Raw genomic sequence first — 16,838 nt, 5'->3', positions numbered from 1 at the left:
TTCAACTTCATCTTATTCATGTGGCTCAATATGAATTAATACATGGCCCAAATTTGGTATTTCTGATTTTAAATGGTCCTTTAGGTTATGGGCAATTTCATGTCCGTCCTTTACGGAAATAGTAGCATTTACCCTAGCGTGCAAATCTACATGGTATTTCATTCCCGCTTTTCTAATGTAACATTTTTCAGTATCCAGCACTCCGCTCACTTCCATAGATTTTTCTCGGACCCTAACCAATATGTCATCATATAATTGCTCGTCCATAATCTCACCAAGTGCAGGTCTAAAAATCAAATAGCTATTGTAAAGAATAAATGCCGAAGCCAGCAAAGCTGCCCAATCATCCGCAGTTTCGTACCCCTTACCAAAAATAATAGCTATTGAGATTCCAATAAAGGCCATTATAGAAGTTACGGCATCGCTTCTATGGTGCCAAGCATCGGCTTTCAAAGAAGAGCTATGGGTCTCTTTACTTTTCTTGATAACCAAACGATATAGAATTTCTTTCCATAAAATTATACCCGCTAAAACTATAAGTGTCCACGCTTTTGGAACCTTATGGGGTGTTTGTATGTTCTGTATACTCTCATAGGCAATAATGGTTGCCGAAGTCACTAAAAAGGCTACCACCCCAAAAGTAATTAAGGGCTCAATTTTACCATGACCGTACGGATGGTTGGAATCTGCCGGGCGTTTTGCGTACTTAAAACCCAATAAAACTAGAGCCGAAGAAAAAATATCCGTAGTAGACTCTATGGCATCGGCAATTAAAGCATAAGAGTTTCCAAAAATACCGGCAAGCCCTTTTATAAGTGCTAAAACTACATTCCCAAAAATACTAAGATAGGTGGTGCGTATGCCAATTTGCTCGTTGGTCATCATTGCTTTTTAGGTTACTCGTCATGTAAATTTTAAAGGTAGCAAATACATATGGTTCACCTTGTATTTGCTTAACTGATACCTCTAGTATTATGAAGTTTTAACTTTTCTTCAAAGTGCAGGAAATTTAAGTAACTTTAGAAGCCTTTCACAACTAAAACCAAAAATTAATGGCACACAAAAAAAACAACTCCTCAACCAGTTCTAGAAGATCCTTTATTAAAAAAGGAGCAATCGCATCCTCAATTTTCATTGTCCCTAGGCACGTTTTGGGCGGTGTGGGCTACTTGGCCCCAAGCGACCGTTTAAATCTTGCTGCCATTGGCGCTGGGGGCAAAGGTTCTAGCGATATTTTTAATGCCTCCGTAAACGGCCGCGAAAAAGTAGCTGCTTTATGTGATGTAGATTTTGGCGGTTCTGCCAAAAAATCCGTAGAAAATTTTCCAAAGGCGAAGCTATATGCCGATTACCGCAAAATGTTGGATAAAGAAAAGGGTATTGATGCTGTTACCATTTCTACACCTGATCACATTCACGGCCCAGCTGCAGCGTATGCTATGGAAAGAGGCATACATGTCTACGTACAGAAACCCATGACGCATAACATACGCGAGGCGCGAATCCTGACCCAAATGGCACGGGACAACAAAATTGTAAGTCAGATGGGAAACCAAGGAGGTTCCAATCCGCTTTTAGGTATGGTTCAAAAATGGATAGATGATGACGCTATTGGTGCCGTATCCAAAGTCCAGGTATGGACCAATCGTCCTGTATGGCCGCAAGGTGGTGCCATGCAAGCTCCCGACCCTAGTTTAAAACCAGATAGCCTAGATTGGAACCTTTGGCTAGGCCCGGCACCCGAAAAACCTTACACGCCAAACTTGCACCCTTTTAGCTGGAGAGGTTGGTGGGATTATGGTACTGGAGCCTTAGGTGATGTTGGTTGTCATTTGATAGATATTCCGTTTAGAACATTAGGATTAAAGTATCCTACGGATGCCGAGGCCAGTGTTAGTTCTGTATATTCACAAATGTGGAATGCGGATTATCATCCTGAAGGTTGCCCAGCTTCCTCGTTCATTACACTTCATTTTGATGCCACGGAAAAAACTAAAACTCCAATTGAAATGACCTGGAACGATGGTGGAATTAGACCTTCGCACCCAGATATTATACCGGCCAATAATGACATAGGTGGACCAGGAAGCTATAATGGAGTTCTAATCATTGGAGAAAAAGGAATTATCTCTACCAACATAAACGATAGTAGTCCGCTTACTCCAAAATTATACTTGAACGATGGTACAACTGATTTTGGTCCTGAAACTGAGCCTAACGAAGAACCTGAATACGGACATCAGCGCAAGTGGGTAGATGCCTGTAAAGCCGGTTTTAACAGTGACGAACATAAAGGTTTAACTTCCTCTTTCGATTATGCCGGTCCTATGACTGAAACCGTTCTTATGGGGAACTTGGCCATTAGAAGCTATTTGTTGAGAAAAGAAGACAGTGCAGGCAAAATGGATTTCTATGCCCGGAAAAAACTTTTATGGGACGGCGAAAACATGCGCATTACCAATCTAGAAGAAGCCAACCAATTTGTAGGTAGAACCTACCGTGATGGCTGGAAAGTTTAAATTGACACCTTGTAAAGATTGAAAAAAGGCGGGTTTAACAACCCGCCTTTTTATTTACAATTTTCCTTTCTCCTAGTATCTATAATGTAGATTATTTTCCAATCTTTCTCGTCCTCTTTTACCAATTGAAAAGAGTTGACCCCACAATGATGAAACGCACCATCGATTTTAAAGATATAAGGCGTCCAAGCATTGGCCATTGGACCATCTATTTGAATGGAATAATCAGTTATAACCTCTTCAAATTTTGTGCTTTCGGGAATACTGACTATCGATTTTAAAAAATCTGAAAACTCTTGGGTCTTTACTAGTGGGTTTCCTTTTTCATCCGTTGCAATGGTTTGCATGATTACGGTATTGGAAACTGTATTTTTAATTTGAACCGAATCTTGTTGATGAAATCCATCAAAAAAAGCTTCAATGGTCTTCTTAATGGCTATTTCTTCTGTTTCCTGAGCAGAAACAGACAATGAGAAAAGGCAAAATAGTATTTTAAAAATGTTTTTCATCGCTATCTGTTTTATCAAACTTAATAAATATTCCATTTAGTACTAGCAAGTTATCCACCCTTGTATCTCTATATACTAGAAGGCAACGGCGTTTAGCCTCTAAACCCAACATTTTCCTTACATTTATCCCACCAAAACAAAACTACTATGTCAACGGCAAAGAAAGAATATAAGAGAGTAACGGTAAAGTCTTTAGTGGACATGAAAAAGCACGGCGAAAAAATATCTATGCTTACTGCATATGATTATTCTATGGCCAAGATTGTAGATTCTGCCAATGTAGATGTTATTCTTGTAGGTGATTCCGCAAGTAACGTTATGGCGGGCCACGAAACTACCCTGCCTATTACCTTGGATCAAATGATCTATCATGCTACTTCCGTTATTCGTGCTATAGAAAGAGCTTTGGTGGTTGTGGATATTCCTTTTGGGAGTTACCAGAGCGATCCTAAAGAAGCACTCCGCTCCGCTATTAGAATTATGAAAGAAAGTGGTGCACATGCCGTAAAACTGGAAGGTGGTGTAGAAATTAAAGAATCTGTAAAGAGAATATTGAATGCGGGCATACCGGTTATGGGCCACTTAGGGCTTACACCGCAGTCCATTTATAAGTTTGGCACCTATACGGTTCGCGCCAAAGAGGAAGAGGAAGCTGAAAAATTAATAGAAGATGCCAAACTCCTTGAGAAACTAGGGTGTTTTGCCATTGTTCTGGAGAAAATTCCGGCAGCATTGACCAAAAAAGTTTCCGAAAGTATTTCTATACCTACCATTGGTATTGGCGGTGGTAAGCATGCAGATGGACAAGTACTTGTAATTCATGATTTGTTAGGTATGACCCATGAGTTTAACCCAAGGTTTTTACGCCGTTATATGAATCTCTATGAAGAAATGGGAAGTGCCATTTCGCAATATGTTACCGATGTAAAGAACAGGGATTTCCCTAACGATGACGAGCAATACTAAGTCCGTTTTACCAACTCTAATTATTTGCTCCAGTGGCCAATAAAGTTATTTCCGACCCCAAAAATCTATTGGTTCTATCCGAAGACAATCACCTGATTGCCATAAACAAGCGGCCGGGAGATATTGTGCAGGGCGATAAGACCGGGGATATGCCGCTTAGCGAGGTGGTTAAACTGTATATAAAAGAAAAGTACAATAAGCCGGGGAATGTTTATTTAGGGGTGGCCCATAGGCTAGACCGCCCCACTTCGGGTATTGTGGTCTTTTCAAAAACGTCAAAGGCCCTACCCCGTCTAAACAAATTGTTTGCCGAAAAAGAAGCGAAAAAGACCTATTGGGCCATCGTAAAAAATGCACCTAACAAAAGCCAAGATACCCTTACACATTGGTTGAAGCGTAATCCTAAACAAAATAAATCCTACGCCCATTCCAAAGAAGTTCCGGATAGTAAAAAAGCGGTTCTAGAGTATAAGGTGATAAAAAAACTAGACCGTTATTTCCTTCTTGAAATAGATTTACATACCGGTCGCCATCACCAAATTAGGGCACAATTGGCTGCTATAGGTTGTCCTATTAAAGGAGATTTAAAATACGGTTTTGACCGAAGCAATCCCAATGCCAGTATTCATTTGCACGCCCGTAAACTAAAGTTTGTGCATCCAGTAAAAAAAGAAGCTTTAGAAATAGTGGCCCCGCCCCCTAATGACCCAGTTTGGAACGCTTGTTGTTAAAAACAGTATATTTAACTGTATAAACACAAGACCATGATCAAAAGAACACTAATCCTTTGCAGCCTTGTACTGCTTGCCTCATGCGGTACTTATAATTCAATAGACACTTTCTACAACGCCCACAAAGAAGATGACCATGTAACGGCCGTACGGGTGCCCCGTTTTATGCTCTCGCTCATTAGTGGCATCTCTCCTGAAATGAAATCCCTTGTTGGCAATACCAAAGATTTGCGTTACATGTCTTTTCCCAGCACAACTGCTGCGAAAACCGAATTTTTAAACAAACAAATGAACGGCATAACGGGTAGTTCTTTTATTGAAGTATACCGAAAAAACGATGAACTAAAGCGTAATGTGGTAAGCATACGTGAAAAAAGGGATGCCGTAAAAGAAATCCTGATTTATAATAACAATAATCAAAATGGCTCTTTTCTATATTTTAACGGGAACTTTGACCCGGTAAAAGTGCGTCAAATGGCTCAGAACGAAGAATTTCAAAAACTGGGAGATGGACTTATCAACCAATATCAGGGTGGAAATTTTACTCCTGGCATCAACCAAGAAAAAAGTAATTAAATAGCTTACAGTCGATTTTATTTATAAGCCATGAATAGAATAGTTAATTTCCAACAGGAATAAGATTAGCTTTCTATTTATCATTTACAGACTTAGACTTGAATGTATTCTAAAAAACGCTCGTAAGGAAATCTATTCTTATGAGCGTTTTTTTTGGTTACTTTGCAGAATCATACTAATTAGTATCTTTTATGGGCAAAGCATCAAATACACGTAACACTATCCTTCAAAAGGCCTTTCAACTTATATATAAAAAAGGGTACCAAACTACCAGTATTGATGAAATAATAGCTACCACACAAGTTACTAAAGGTGCGTTCTACTACCATTTCAGAACAAAAGATGAAATGGGAATAGCAATTATAAACGAAATCGTTAAGCCAGAGATACAGTCGGCATTTCTAGCCCCATTGCAAAATTCCAAAGATCCAACAGAAGGTATTTACGCTTTAATAAAATCTCTTTTGCTGGAAACCCCTTTCTTACAATTTGAAAATGGCTGTCCCATAAGCAACTTAGCCCAAGAGATGACACCATGGAACCCTAAATTTTCCGGAGCACTTAATGAATTGGTAATGGAATGGCAAACAAGTCTAGAAAATAGCATACAAATGGGAATTGATAGCGGAGCTTTATCTGGAAATGCAAACCCAAAACAAGTAGCCCATTTTATATTATCTGGCTATTGGGGCGTTCGTAACTTAGGAAAAATATTTAACAGTGCAGAAATTTATCATTCTTATTTAGAGGAACTTAAAACATATTTAGACCACCTGAAATAACTTAGACAAACAAAAACATACTATGTAGTATGTTTTTTTATTAGATTTGCATTGATTTTAATGAAACACCAATGTATCAATCGCTCCTGTACTATCATTCTATCATACGATGGTTTGTTCTTGCTTCTCTAATCATCTCTATTTTTAAGGCCTATAGAGGTTATTTTCAAAACTTAAAATTCTCCAAACTTGATAATCTCATTAGACATTGGACGGCGACAATTGCTCACCTTCAACTTGTAATCGGCCTTATTCTTTACTCCCAAAGTCCTATCATAAAATATTTCTGGAAGAATTTAGATGAAGCCGTAAACAACCTTGAAGCCCTATTTTATAGCTTATTGCACATGATTCTAATGTTATCTGCAATAGTCTTGATTACTATTGGTTCTGCTATGGCAAAACGAAAACCAACGGATAAAGAAAAATTCCGGACCATTCTCATTTGGTTCCTAATTGCCCTATGTATCATATGTATTGCCATCCCATGGCCATTTTCACCATTAGCAAACAGACCTTATATCAGATAATTATGAAGAATTTACTTAACTCAAAAGTGGGTCGTTTACGTATAATTGGCTTCATAGAAGGCATTTCACTTTTGGTGCTTATTTTCATTGCTGCACCTATGAAACATTATTTTAACGAACCAAGTCTAACAAAATCATTAGGCCCTATTCACGGTGCTATTTTCATGCTCTTTGTTATAAATACCTTGAGCGTTGGAATTGAGCAAAATTGGAAATTCCGAACCACGACATGGAAAGTAATTTTAGCGTGTTTTATTCCATTCGGTACTTTTTATATTGACAATAAAATCCTTAGCAAACTGCAACCGTGAGTTCCTTTCTGATTCTTGCTTATTCTTAAAATCAGTTATTATTTACTCAAACCGGCCTATTAAATTTTAAAACATGGTACACGTTTTTAAAACGAGCGTTCAAAACAAAACCCAAGTCGCCAACTTAAAACCATATTTAGACATTTTATTTGGCGAATCTCACTGGAATTTTGATCTAGAGGATTGCGATAATATTCTTCGCATAGAGAGCAAAAACTGCTCAAACAAAACCGTTATAGATTTATTGAAAATTCAGAATTTCAACTGTAAGGAACTCGAATAAATATGATTAGCATCCTTCGTTTCTTTACTAGAAAACTTACCTGTACGACCGGACACTCTCCACGATAACCGAGGTAAGTATCAAACATCCACCTATAACAGTAGACCATGCCGGGATTTCCGATAGAACCAAAGCACCGATTAGGATTCCATAAACCGGTTGAATACTACTCAAAATACTAATAGTGGTAATAGAAAAGTATTTGAAACAATTTACGAACATGGTATGACCAAAGACCGTAGTCACTACCGCCAATCCTAACAGTCCCGCCCATTGGCTAGGTATAGCTTCTAGTTCGTAATAAAAAAAAGCTGGCGCAAGCATTAAACAAATTATTGCCATTTGATACACCATTAAAACCGATCCTGGATAAGTATCTACCTGTTTCTTAAGTATTAAATTACGGACGGCGTAGCACAGTGCAGAAAACACACCAAAACCAATGGCCACGGTATAACTATTCTCAAAACTAAAATCAGGCACCAAGAAATAGATGCCACAAAGCACCAAAACTCCCAACAACAAATGCATTTTCTGAAACCTTGTCTTAAGAAACAGGGGCTCTAGAAAAGCGGTAATCACAGGATACGTAAATAATGAAAGCATACCTATGGCCACATTGGATTTTTGTAAAGCCATAAAATAAGCCAACCAATGCACCCCCATAAGGACTCCGCTTACTAGTACCGGCATCTTATCTTTACTACTCAACCCAAATGAAATTCCCTTTACACGGCAATAGAGAAACAACAGCAGAAGTGCTATTAAAGATCTAATACCAATGGTTATAGGTACGGGCAGCTCTATAAACCTACCTAAAGGACCAGAAGTGCTTAATAGCACCATGGCCAAGTTAATTTCTAGAAAGTTCTTGATGTTAAAAGAAGTATTGGACCCCAAATGTTATCTTTTTACGGCCATAGCCTTTTCACGAATAATTTCTGCCACAGGTCTGTTTTCTAAATGACTTTCTAACCAAGAAATAATATCTAAATACAGAAAAGCCCTCTTTTCATAAGGATGATCCTCATATTTTTTAAGCTCCGTGTGCAATTTTTGAAATTCGTTTTTTAGTTCGTTGGGGAAAATGTTTCCGAGGTTTCTTAGAAACTTTATCATCTCTTTTTGAACCGCGTGTAGATCGTTCATCTTTAAAAGAAACTTATAGGTACTCTTTAACTGAATTTCTAAATGATAGTCCATTCCCGCCTCATAATGCGCCACCAAACTTAAAACCCGTGCGAAACACATGAGGTCTTCCCTCATTTTCAAGTTCTTGTTATTTATTATTTTCTTCAGGTATTGTATACAAGTTTTATTATCGCCAATTCCAAAATACAAACAGGCTATTTTATAGTACAACACCATGATATGATGAGCATCTATACGGTCTTTGTGCTTATTTATTCCGTATTCAACAATTTTAACCAGATACAGGCCCTTATTAAAAGTCCCTTCCAAAAAATGAAGGTTTAATTTATTCGCATTAATGTACAGAAATGATAAGGACGCAATGTTATCGTTTTTTGGAAAACTCTTACTCTCCACTACGGCTTCCAACCGTTCTAAAACTTCCCTAAAGTGAGAACTGTATTTTACATAAAAAATAGACTCTAGCAAATAGTGATTTCCCTTCAAAAAGAAAACCGGATTAAGATGTATTTGTTCTTCGTGCTCATAAAAAAGATCTACCCATTTAGTAGCATACTTGTACGAAGACAGAAAATCTTGGGTTAAAAAACTGTACCAAAGATGTGCCTTATATAACCATAATTTCTCCCTAAAACCTAAATCCTTTAATTGATATTTGGGCAAATGGGTTTCAAAATAAGTCTTTACACGATTATAGTCTTCATCACTTCTAACATAGCCTACTTTTAACATAATACCGTATAGCTGCAAAGAAAGATTAGACAATTTACTGGTCATTACATTCTGTGCGGAAAGCTCTTTGGCCTGTATGGCCAACTCATCTGCCCTATCTGGAATACTACGGGTAATATACTGGGTTTCAATAATTTTCTCCAGTTCCACTATTTCGTAAGCTATATTCTTCTCTTCGTTCTCTATGGCGGTAGATTTTGCCTTGTCAAGAATTTTTAGGCTTTGTTTGTAAAGTCCCTTTTGATAAAGAATTGTAGCAAAATCTAATTGTTCCCGTATTTGAACCCGAATATTTTGGTTCACCGGATTCAACCTTAAGCTCACCAAAATTTGTTTATATAGATGCGCTTTAAGATTAGATAACTGTGCTTTTTTAACGATTCCACTATCTAAAATCGCCTTTTCGTCATACTTTCTAAGCTTGTCCATTAGGTTGAACAAAGCCAAGAATTTAGCATCGGTATTTACCCCCAATCGCCCCACGTATAATTTGAATTGGCGCTTTTCGGATTTTGAAAGAGATTTCACCAGCACGAACAAAGCATCTCTGTGCGCATTTGTCATCGTAAAAAATATTATTTAATTTACTTACTATCAATATATTAAACAACCAAAAAACCAGCTTAACGTTGTACTATTTAATGCAGGTACTAGGTGGTTCGCTCTATTGGTTATATATTCGTATTGAACTTTATTGCCATTTTTTGTTTGGATCTTAACATATAGACGTTTGTACAATAATCTACCCGTTTTGGCAAAAGACAGGGCTAAGGTTATTAAAAAATGTTGATATAACAGTACAAAATATGATATTTGTAGACAAAGAAATTATTGCAAGCAGTTCCTAAGTTAGCTAAACTACAAGATATAATGAGTAAAGATAAGGTACAAATTTTTGATACAACACTTCGTGATGGTGAGCAGGTGCCCGGTTGTAAATTAGATGCTGAACAAAAATTAGTAATCGCTGAACGACTGGATTATTTAGGAGTAGATATTATTGAGGCTGGTTTTCCTGTATCGAGTCCTGGTGATTTCAAATCCGTTACCCAGATATCGCAACTCGTTAAAAATGCTACTGTTTGCGGACTTACCCGTGCGGTAAAGAAAGACATTGAAGTTGCTGCAGACGCACTTAAACATGCCAAAAGGCCTCGTATACATACAGGTATAGGAACTTCTGACTCTCACATAAAATTCAAGTTCAATTCCAATAGGGATGCCATAATCGAAAGAGCGGTAGACGCCGTAAGTTATGCCAAAACTTTTGTTGAGGATGTTGAATTTTATGCTGAAGATGCCGGCCGAACCGACAACGAGTTCTTGGCCAGGGTCTGTGAAGCCGTGGTAAAGGCAGGTGCCACTGTTTTAAATATTCCAGATACAACAGGATATTGTTTGCCAGAAGAATATGGTGCAAAAATGAAATACTTAAAAGAAAATGTAACCGGAATACATAAGGCTACACTTTCTTGTCATTGCCATAATGATTTAGGTTTGGCAACAGCAAACTCCATTGCCGGCGTTATAAACGGTGCCCGCCAAATAGAATGTACAATTAATGGTATTGGCGAACGTGCCGGAAATACTTCTTTGGAAGAAGTTGTAATGATTTTACGTCAGCATCCTAGCTTAAACCTAGACACGAACATTAACAGTAAATTGCTTTTTGACACAAGCCAAATGGTTTCTCAAAAAATGGGAATGATGGTACAGCCCAACAAGGCTATTGTGGGTGCAAATGCTTTTGCCCATAGTTCCGGAATTCACCAGGATGGTGTCATAAAAAATAGGGAGACTTACGAAATTATTGACCCGGCGGATGTTGGTGTTAACGAATCCTCTATTGTTCTTACTGCAAGAAGCGGTAGAGCCGCTTTGGCTTACAGGGCCAAATTAGTAGGATATGAGTTGACAAAACTTCAACTAGACGAGGTATATCAAGAGTTCTTGAAATTTGCAGATAGCCACAAAGAAATTTCGGATCAAGATATTCCAAAAATCATTGAGGCCAGCAATATTACTATAGAGAGTATTTCCTAAGCAAATATACTGGAGGTCTGATCCTTTTATATTTTAATCTTTTTTTAGCCTTAATGTCCTAAAATTTTTTAATCTTAGCTTCTTATGATTAAAATCACTTTCTTGTAGGTTTTATTCAGGTAGCACTTTAAAAATTCTCTAGATGCAGCTAAAAATTGCCCTCCTTGGCGGTGACGGGATAGGTCCAGAAGTATTGGCCCAATCCGTGAAATGCCTTAAAGCGATCGAAGAAACGTTCAACCATAGGTTTGAACTTGTTGAAGCGCCCGTTGGTGCTATTGCCATGTCCGGATCAGGAAGACCTTTACCGGACAAAACCTTGCAACTGTGCAGAGAATCCGATGCTATTCTTTTTGGCTCTATTGGCTCCTTGGAATACGATAACAATCCCGAAGCTAAAGTACGGCCCGAACAAGGACTATTGCGTTTGCGCAAAGAACTTGGTCTTTTTGCCAGTATTAGACCCATAAAAATGTTTCCTGCATTTTTGGACAACTCTCCACTTAAAAGAAATATTGTAGACAATACCGATCTTGTTATTTTCAGGGAGTTGACGGGAGGTATTTATTTTGGGGAAAAAACATTGAGTGCAGATGGTACAACTGCATCCGACCTTTGCTCCTATTCCGAAGAAGAAATAAGTCGTATTGCACATTTAGCGTTCAAAACCGCTAAAAAAAGACGCAAAAAACTGACTTTAGTGGATAAGGCCAATGTATTGGAATCCTCTAGACTTTGGAGAAAAACGGTAACGGATATCTCAAAAAGTTATCCGGAAGTTACTTTAGAGTGCCTTTTTATTGATAATGCAGCAGTTCAAATGATGCTCAACCCGCGCCAATTTGATGTGGTTCTAACGGATAACATGTTTGGCGATATCCTATCCGATCAAGGGAGTGTTATTCTTGGTTCCGTGGGATTGTTGCCCTCCGCATCCGTAGGTGCCGAAAACGCCATGTTTGAGCCTTTTCACGGTTCATACCCTCAAGCAAAAGGAAAGAACATTGCCAACCCTGTAGCATCTATTTTAAGTACTGCTATGTTGTTGCAACATTTTAATCTAAACGAAGAAGCCAACGCCATTGTGGCTGCGGTTCACAAGTCTTTTATGAAGAAGGTAGTTACCACAGATGTTTTGGGTAGCAGTAAATACGGAACGGATTATGTAGGCGATTTTATATCGGAAAATATTGTAGAATCTGATGAAAACCCAAGCATAAACGACGAGAATATTGGTTTGGGGAAATCTACCATTATTTAATTTCTACTCATTCGCCAACATTTTTACATACGCATCAAATTCCTTTTTGAACTTGGTATATTTATCTCCGGTTGCAGGACCGTTAAATCCAGTATGGATTTTTCTAACTTCTCCTTTTTTATCAATGAACAAAGTGGTAGGGTACGACAGGACCTGGTTTAACATTGGTAATTTTTGTTGTGCTTCCTCTTTATCCGATGAACCATACTGAGCCAATAGAATTGGATAATCTACTCCTATTCGCTGTCTCAAACGCTCAATACTCTTAAAGGCAAGTTCCTTTGTTTTAGCATACTCGAACGCCAAGGCCACTATCTCTAAGTCTTCTACCCTATTTTCATTTAAGTAATTGACATAAAATTTAGTCTCATCCAGACAATTGGGGCACCATGAGCCCATAATTTGCACTAGAACAACTTTATCCTGAAACCTTTTATCCGTTAGTGAAACCATATTTCCTTTTGCATCCGGAAAAGAAAACGCAAATTTATCATAGCCTTCCTTTAAAAATGTAAGTGAGTCCGCGTCCGGAAGCTCAAAACTTTCGTTTCTTTTAGCTACAAAAGGCTCCTTAAAATGATTGTCCGAATAAAAAATACCGTTCAAAGTACTGTCCGTTATCTGAGCTTTGAACAAAAAGGCATGAGCTCCGTCAAAAGCCGAAAGTTTTAAGGAATCTCCCGTTACCACTCCGTCCAAATACCTATAGTCGCCAGTGGTAGTCCTAAAAGTTCCAGTTACCTTGCCAGCATTTTCAGCAAAAATTCCTTTTCCCATGTAACTCTCCGACGTATTAGGGCTAAATTCCGTTTCCCAAATACCGGAAACATTTACAGAAACTGGCTGAGTAATGGAAAAGCGGTCTTCCTCTCCATAAATTGCCTCGAAAGACACTACCCTCTCCAAGCTTTCTTTTACAAAGTTCCCTTCTATGCGCTTTTCGTTAAATTTTCCCGAAATGTATCCCTCAAATACCGGGGTTTGAATGCGTATGGAATCACCCTTTATAACAATCTCATCTACTGTTATTACCTCGGTGGCATTATAAATTTCCATTACGTACGCGCCGCTCTCCGCTTTTTTCAGATTAAAATTGAAAGGAAGCTTTTCTCCGTCTATAACTTGCAATTTCCCTAACCAAATACCTTCGGACAGCCCCTGTGTCTTGTCTTCCCTACAGGAAACCAACACCATTACCACTATCCACAAAAACAATAATCTCTTCATTATCACCTATTTTCTTTTACAATCGGAATACATGCCAAAAACTTACAACAAAAAAATGAGTAATTCAGTAGCGCTGTGTATTGAATGTCTTAAAGCATTGTTTTATCTTTACCGCCACTAAAACTTACCGATGCAGATTTCATACAACTGGTTAAAAGATTTTCTTAAACTTGATTGGGATTCCCAGAAAACAGGTGAACTTTTAACCGATTTAGGTCTTGAAGTAGAAGGAATCACTCCTTTTGAGTCTATAAAAGGAGGATTAAAGGGTATTGTAGTAGGACATGTGCTTACTTGCGAAAAGCACCCAAATGCCGACAAACTTAAAGTTACTACCGTAGATATTGGTACCGGCACACCGTTACATATAGTTTGTGGTGCTCCCAATGTGGCAAAGGGCCAAAAGGTTCCTGTAGCTACTGTTGGCACTACTCTATATACCCCAGAAGGAAAAGCCTGGAAAATTGGAAAAGGGAAAATTCGTGGCGAAGAAAGCCATGGTATGATATGTGCCGAAGATGAACTGGGCCTAGGTTCCAGTCATGAAGGTATTCTTGTATTGGACTCCAAACTTAAACCGGGCACCCCTTGTTCGGAGATTTTTGATGTTGAGATAGATGAAGTTTTTGAAATTGGCCTTACTCCCAATCGTGCGGACGCCATGAGTCATTACGGTGTGGCAAGGGATTTAAAAGCCGGTTTAAAACAAAAAGAAATTACCAAAGAGCTGATCACTCCATCTATCAGTCATTTTAATATAGACAACCGTTCTCTTAAGCTACAGGTTCAGGTAGATGATAGCAAATTGGTACCGCGTTATGCAGGTATCACCCTAAGTAATTTAAAAGTTAAACCATCTCCTACCTGGTTACAGAATAGATTGCGCGCCATAGGTATTAACCCTATGAACAATATTGTAGATGCTACCAATTATGTACTACATGATTTAGGACAGCCGCTGCATGCTTTTGATGCCGATCGTATTCATGGTAAAAAAGTAATAGTAAAAACACTTCCGGCCGGAACCAAATTCATGACATTGGATGGTGAAGAGCGGGAGCTACATGAAGATGACCTTATGATCTGTGATTCTGAAAAACCGATGTGTATTGCGGGGGTTTTTGGAGGAATAAACACAGGAGTAACAGAAAAAACAACTTCCATTTTTCTTGAGAGCGCCTATTTTAATCCCGTAGCAATTAGAAAAACTGCTAAAAGACACGGGTTGAATACCGATGCTTCTTTCCGGTTTGAACGAGGTATAGACATAGAAAATGTAGAATACGCCCTTAAACGGGCCGCTCTTTTGATAAAGGAAATTGCTGGAGGTGACATTACTTCGGACATAATTGATTTTTACCCAAAAAGATTTGATGAACATCAGGTTTTTCTAACGTTCAAAAAAACATACTCGCTTGTAGGTGAAGAAATTCCGCAGGATACCATTAAATCTATATTAGCTTCTTTGGACATCAAGGTAAAAAGTGTTACCGAAGCTGGCCTTGGGCTTTCCATACCTACTTACCGGGTAGACGTACAACGTGAAGTAGATGTTATAGAAGAAATTTTACGTGTTTACGGCTATAACAACATCAACTTTGGTACAAAACTAAACGCCTCAACAGCGCTTGTCTCCAAGTTTGATGATTATAAGCTACAGAGCGTAATAGGAGACTTTTTAGCCTCACAAGGTTTCTATGAAATCATGACCAATAGCTTAACAGCTCCGGGTAACGCACAAATGCTGGAAGACAATGCTCCTGAGGAAAGTGTAACAATGTTGAATCCGTTGAGCAACGACCTCTCCGTTTTGCGTCGCTCCATGTTATTTACCGGGTTGGAAACCATTTTATACAACAACAACAGAAAGAAATTAAACCTTAAGTTGTTTGAATTTGGTAAAACCTACGAACAGAAAAAGTCTAAATATATAGAAGACAAACACCTTTGTCTTTATCTGACCGGAAACCGTAATGAAGGTGGTTGGGCCGGTACGGATAAGGTGAACGATTTCTTTTTCTTGAAATCCATCGTTACTAATATTTTAAACCGTCTTGGTATAACCAACGCCACACCAGAACCTACTTCCAACACCTCATTATCCGAAGGTTTAAGCTTAAAAGTTGGAGCCAAGGAATTGGTTTCTTTTGGTATTGTTAAAAAGTCGATTCTTAAAAAAATGAGCCTTAAACAAGAGGTTCTTTATGCTGATTTTAACTGGGGCAATGTTATATCCTATGCGGAGAAAAATAGTATTACCTATCGTGAAATACCCAAATACCCTGAGGTAAAACGAGATTTTGCCCTTCTGTTGGATGATTCCGTTACTTTCCAAAACGTGTACGAACTAGGCAGAAAAACAGAAAAAAAGCTATTGAAGAATATCAATCTTTTTGACGTATATACTGGAGATAAACTGCCCAAAGGCAAAAAATCATATGCTGTAAGCTTCACATTACAAGATAGCCAACGTACGTTAACGGACAAGCAAATAGACCGCATTATGGGCAAGCTTGAAAAAACCTACCAAAACGAATTAGGTGCCGAATTACGGTAATTTAGTAGTAATAAGAAAGAAACTGAACAAAAGGGGAAATTAAGAAGCTCTTAAATTTTCCCTGGAAGGATAACGTTATCAATTTCATGAATAACGCCGTTGCGCTGCTTTGAATCTGCCACCACGATGGTTGCCGTATTTCCAAAGCTATCATTAAGAATGATATCTACACCTTTCATTGTTGCGGTAATTATATCTCCTTGAACCGTGGTAAAAGTTGCTTTTCCTTCACCCCTACACATGGCCTTTAAAATTTTGGAAGCAGTTATATGGCCGGCAACGATATGGTACGTTAATAAGTCTTTTAATTCTTTTCTGTTTTCAGGATCCAAAAGATATTCAACAGATTTTCCCGATATTTTTTGAAATGCTAAATCTGATGGTGCAAATACCGTAAAAGGTCCTGCATGATCAAGTAAGTCCTCCAAATCTGTAGCCTTCATTACCGCTAAAAGCGTTTGATGATTCTTAGAAGTGGCCGTAGAGTTAACTATAGATTTTTCAACTTCGGATTTTTTATAAGTTGAATTTGATTTACTTACACCTTCTTGAGCAGTAAGTGAGATAAAAGAAGAGAATAGCACACAAGAAAGAACTTTAGTAAGGTATTTCATATAAATAAGGCAGGGAGTTGTTAAAGTAGTCGATTAACGGTTCAA

At 38.2% G+C, this 16,838-nt stretch carries 16 protein-coding genes; 10 read left to right on the top strand and 6 right to left on the bottom strand.

Features of this window, described 5'->3' with window-relative positions; all coding sequences use genetic code 11:
* Positions 1–12 precede the first annotated feature (12 nt).
* The gene (locus SJY45_RS01960) at positions 13–882 is read right to left on the bottom strand and encodes a cation diffusion facilitator family transporter (RefSeq protein ID WP_289040673.1); all 870 of its coding nucleotides are present in this window, start codon (positions 880–882) and stop codon (positions 13–15) included.
* A 170-nt stretch (positions 883–1,052) separates the two neighbouring features.
* Between SJY45_RS01960 and SJY45_RS01955 the strand changes: the two genes are divergently transcribed.
* Positions 1,053–2,519: a Gfo/Idh/MocA family protein gene (locus SJY45_RS01955; protein WP_400073079.1), complete on the top strand. Its 1,467-nt coding sequence runs from the start codon at positions 1,053–1,055 to the stop codon at positions 2,517–2,519.
* 50 nt (positions 2,520–2,569) lie between these two features.
* Here the strand turns inward: SJY45_RS01955 and SJY45_RS01950 are convergent, their stop codons facing one another.
* Positions 2,570–3,028, bottom strand: a complete 459-nt coding sequence (locus SJY45_RS01950; RefSeq protein ID WP_215439132.1) for a nuclear transport factor 2 family protein — start codon at positions 3,026–3,028, stop codon at positions 2,570–2,572.
* 147 nt (positions 3,029–3,175) lie between these two features.
* Between SJY45_RS01950 and panB the strand changes: the two genes are divergently transcribed.
* From panB to SJY45_RS01920, 6 genes are all read left to right on the top strand, one after another.
* Positions 3,176–3,994 (top strand): 3-methyl-2-oxobutanoate hydroxymethyltransferase, encoded by an 819-nt coding sequence (panB, locus tag SJY45_RS01945; RefSeq protein ID WP_215439130.1) that lies wholly within the window; start codon positions 3,176–3,178, stop codon positions 3,992–3,994.
* Between the two features lie 32 nt (positions 3,995–4,026).
* Positions 4,027–4,725 carry an RluA family pseudouridine synthase gene (locus SJY45_RS01940; protein ID WP_400073078.1) on the top strand — a complete coding sequence of 233 codons (699 nt, stop codon included), beginning with the start codon at positions 4,027–4,029 and terminating at the stop codon, positions 4,723–4,725.
* A 33-nt stretch (positions 4,726–4,758) separates the two neighbouring features.
* The gene (locus tag SJY45_RS01935) at positions 4,759–5,301 is read left to right on the top strand and encodes a DUF4252 domain-containing protein (protein WP_400073077.1); all 543 of its coding nucleotides are present in this window, start codon (positions 4,759–4,761) and stop codon (positions 5,299–5,301) included.
* 191 nt (positions 5,302–5,492) lie between these two features.
* Entirely contained in the window at positions 5,493–6,083 is a 591-nt protein-coding gene (locus SJY45_RS01930) for a TetR/AcrR family transcriptional regulator (RefSeq protein WP_400073076.1), read from the top strand.
* A 71-nt stretch (positions 6,084–6,154) separates the two neighbouring features.
* Positions 6,155–6,613: a hypothetical protein gene (locus tag SJY45_RS01925; RefSeq protein WP_400073075.1), complete on the top strand. Its 459-nt coding sequence runs from the start codon at positions 6,155–6,157 to the stop codon at positions 6,611–6,613.
* A 2-nt stretch (positions 6,614–6,615) separates the two neighbouring features.
* Positions 6,616–6,924, top strand: coding sequence for a DUF3817 domain-containing protein (locus SJY45_RS01920; protein WP_303405818.1), 309 nt, complete (start codon positions 6,616–6,618; stop codon positions 6,922–6,924).
* Between the two features lie 319 nt (positions 6,925–7,243).
* Here SJY45_RS01920 and SJY45_RS01915 read toward each other — a convergent pair whose 3' ends face one another.
* Positions 7,244–8,107, bottom strand: coding sequence for a DMT family transporter (locus SJY45_RS01915; protein ID WP_400073074.1), 864 nt, complete (start codon positions 8,105–8,107; stop codon positions 7,244–7,246).
* Between the two features lie 3 nt (positions 8,108–8,110).
* Positions 8,111–9,655: a hypothetical protein gene (locus SJY45_RS01910; protein ID WP_215439117.1), complete on the bottom strand. Its 1,545-nt coding sequence runs from the start codon at positions 9,653–9,655 to the stop codon at positions 8,111–8,113.
* A 306-nt stretch (positions 9,656–9,961) separates the two neighbouring features.
* On the opposite strand from SJY45_RS01910, the gene SJY45_RS01905 reads away from it, so the two are divergent.
* Both SJY45_RS01905 and leuB read left to right on the top strand, forming a co-directional pair.
* Positions 9,962–11,134 (top strand): 2-isopropylmalate synthase, encoded by a 1,173-nt coding sequence (locus SJY45_RS01905; protein WP_215914550.1) that lies wholly within the window; start codon positions 9,962–9,964, stop codon positions 11,132–11,134.
* A 142-nt stretch (positions 11,135–11,276) separates the two neighbouring features.
* Complete coding sequence (gene leuB / locus SJY45_RS01900; RefSeq protein ID WP_400073073.1) at positions 11,277–12,395, top strand: 3-isopropylmalate dehydrogenase; 1,119 nt, start codon at positions 11,277–11,279, stop codon at positions 12,393–12,395.
* Positions 12,396–12,398: 3 nt separating this feature from the next.
* On the opposite strand, the gene SJY45_RS01895 is transcribed toward leuB, so the two are convergent.
* Positions 12,399–13,622 (bottom strand): TlpA disulfide reductase family protein, encoded by a 1,224-nt coding sequence (locus SJY45_RS01895; protein WP_400073072.1) that lies wholly within the window; start codon positions 13,620–13,622, stop codon positions 12,399–12,401.
* Positions 13,623–13,752: 130 nt separating this feature from the next.
* Here SJY45_RS01895 and pheT point away from each other — a divergent pair, with 130 nt between their 5' ends.
* On the top strand, positions 13,753–16,179 hold the full coding sequence (gene pheT, locus SJY45_RS01890) for a phenylalanine--tRNA ligase subunit beta (protein ID WP_400073071.1): 2,427 nt from the start codon (positions 13,753–13,755) through the stop codon (positions 16,177–16,179).
* 50 nt (positions 16,180–16,229) lie between these two features.
* On the opposite strand, the gene SJY45_RS01885 is transcribed toward pheT, so the two are convergent.
* Positions 16,230–16,793 (bottom strand): fasciclin domain-containing protein, encoded by a 564-nt coding sequence (locus SJY45_RS01885; RefSeq protein ID WP_400073070.1) that lies wholly within the window; start codon positions 16,791–16,793, stop codon positions 16,230–16,232.
* Positions 16,794–16,838: the final 45 nt, after the last annotated feature.

This window comes from Zobellia russellii, assembly GCF_044597075.1.
GTDB classification, from domain to species: Bacteria; Bacteroidota; Bacteroidia; order Flavobacteriales; family Flavobacteriaceae; genus Zobellia; species Zobellia russellii.
The sequence above is the reverse complement of the archived record's forward strand: the minus strand, read 5'-3'. Positions and strand labels throughout refer to the sequence as shown.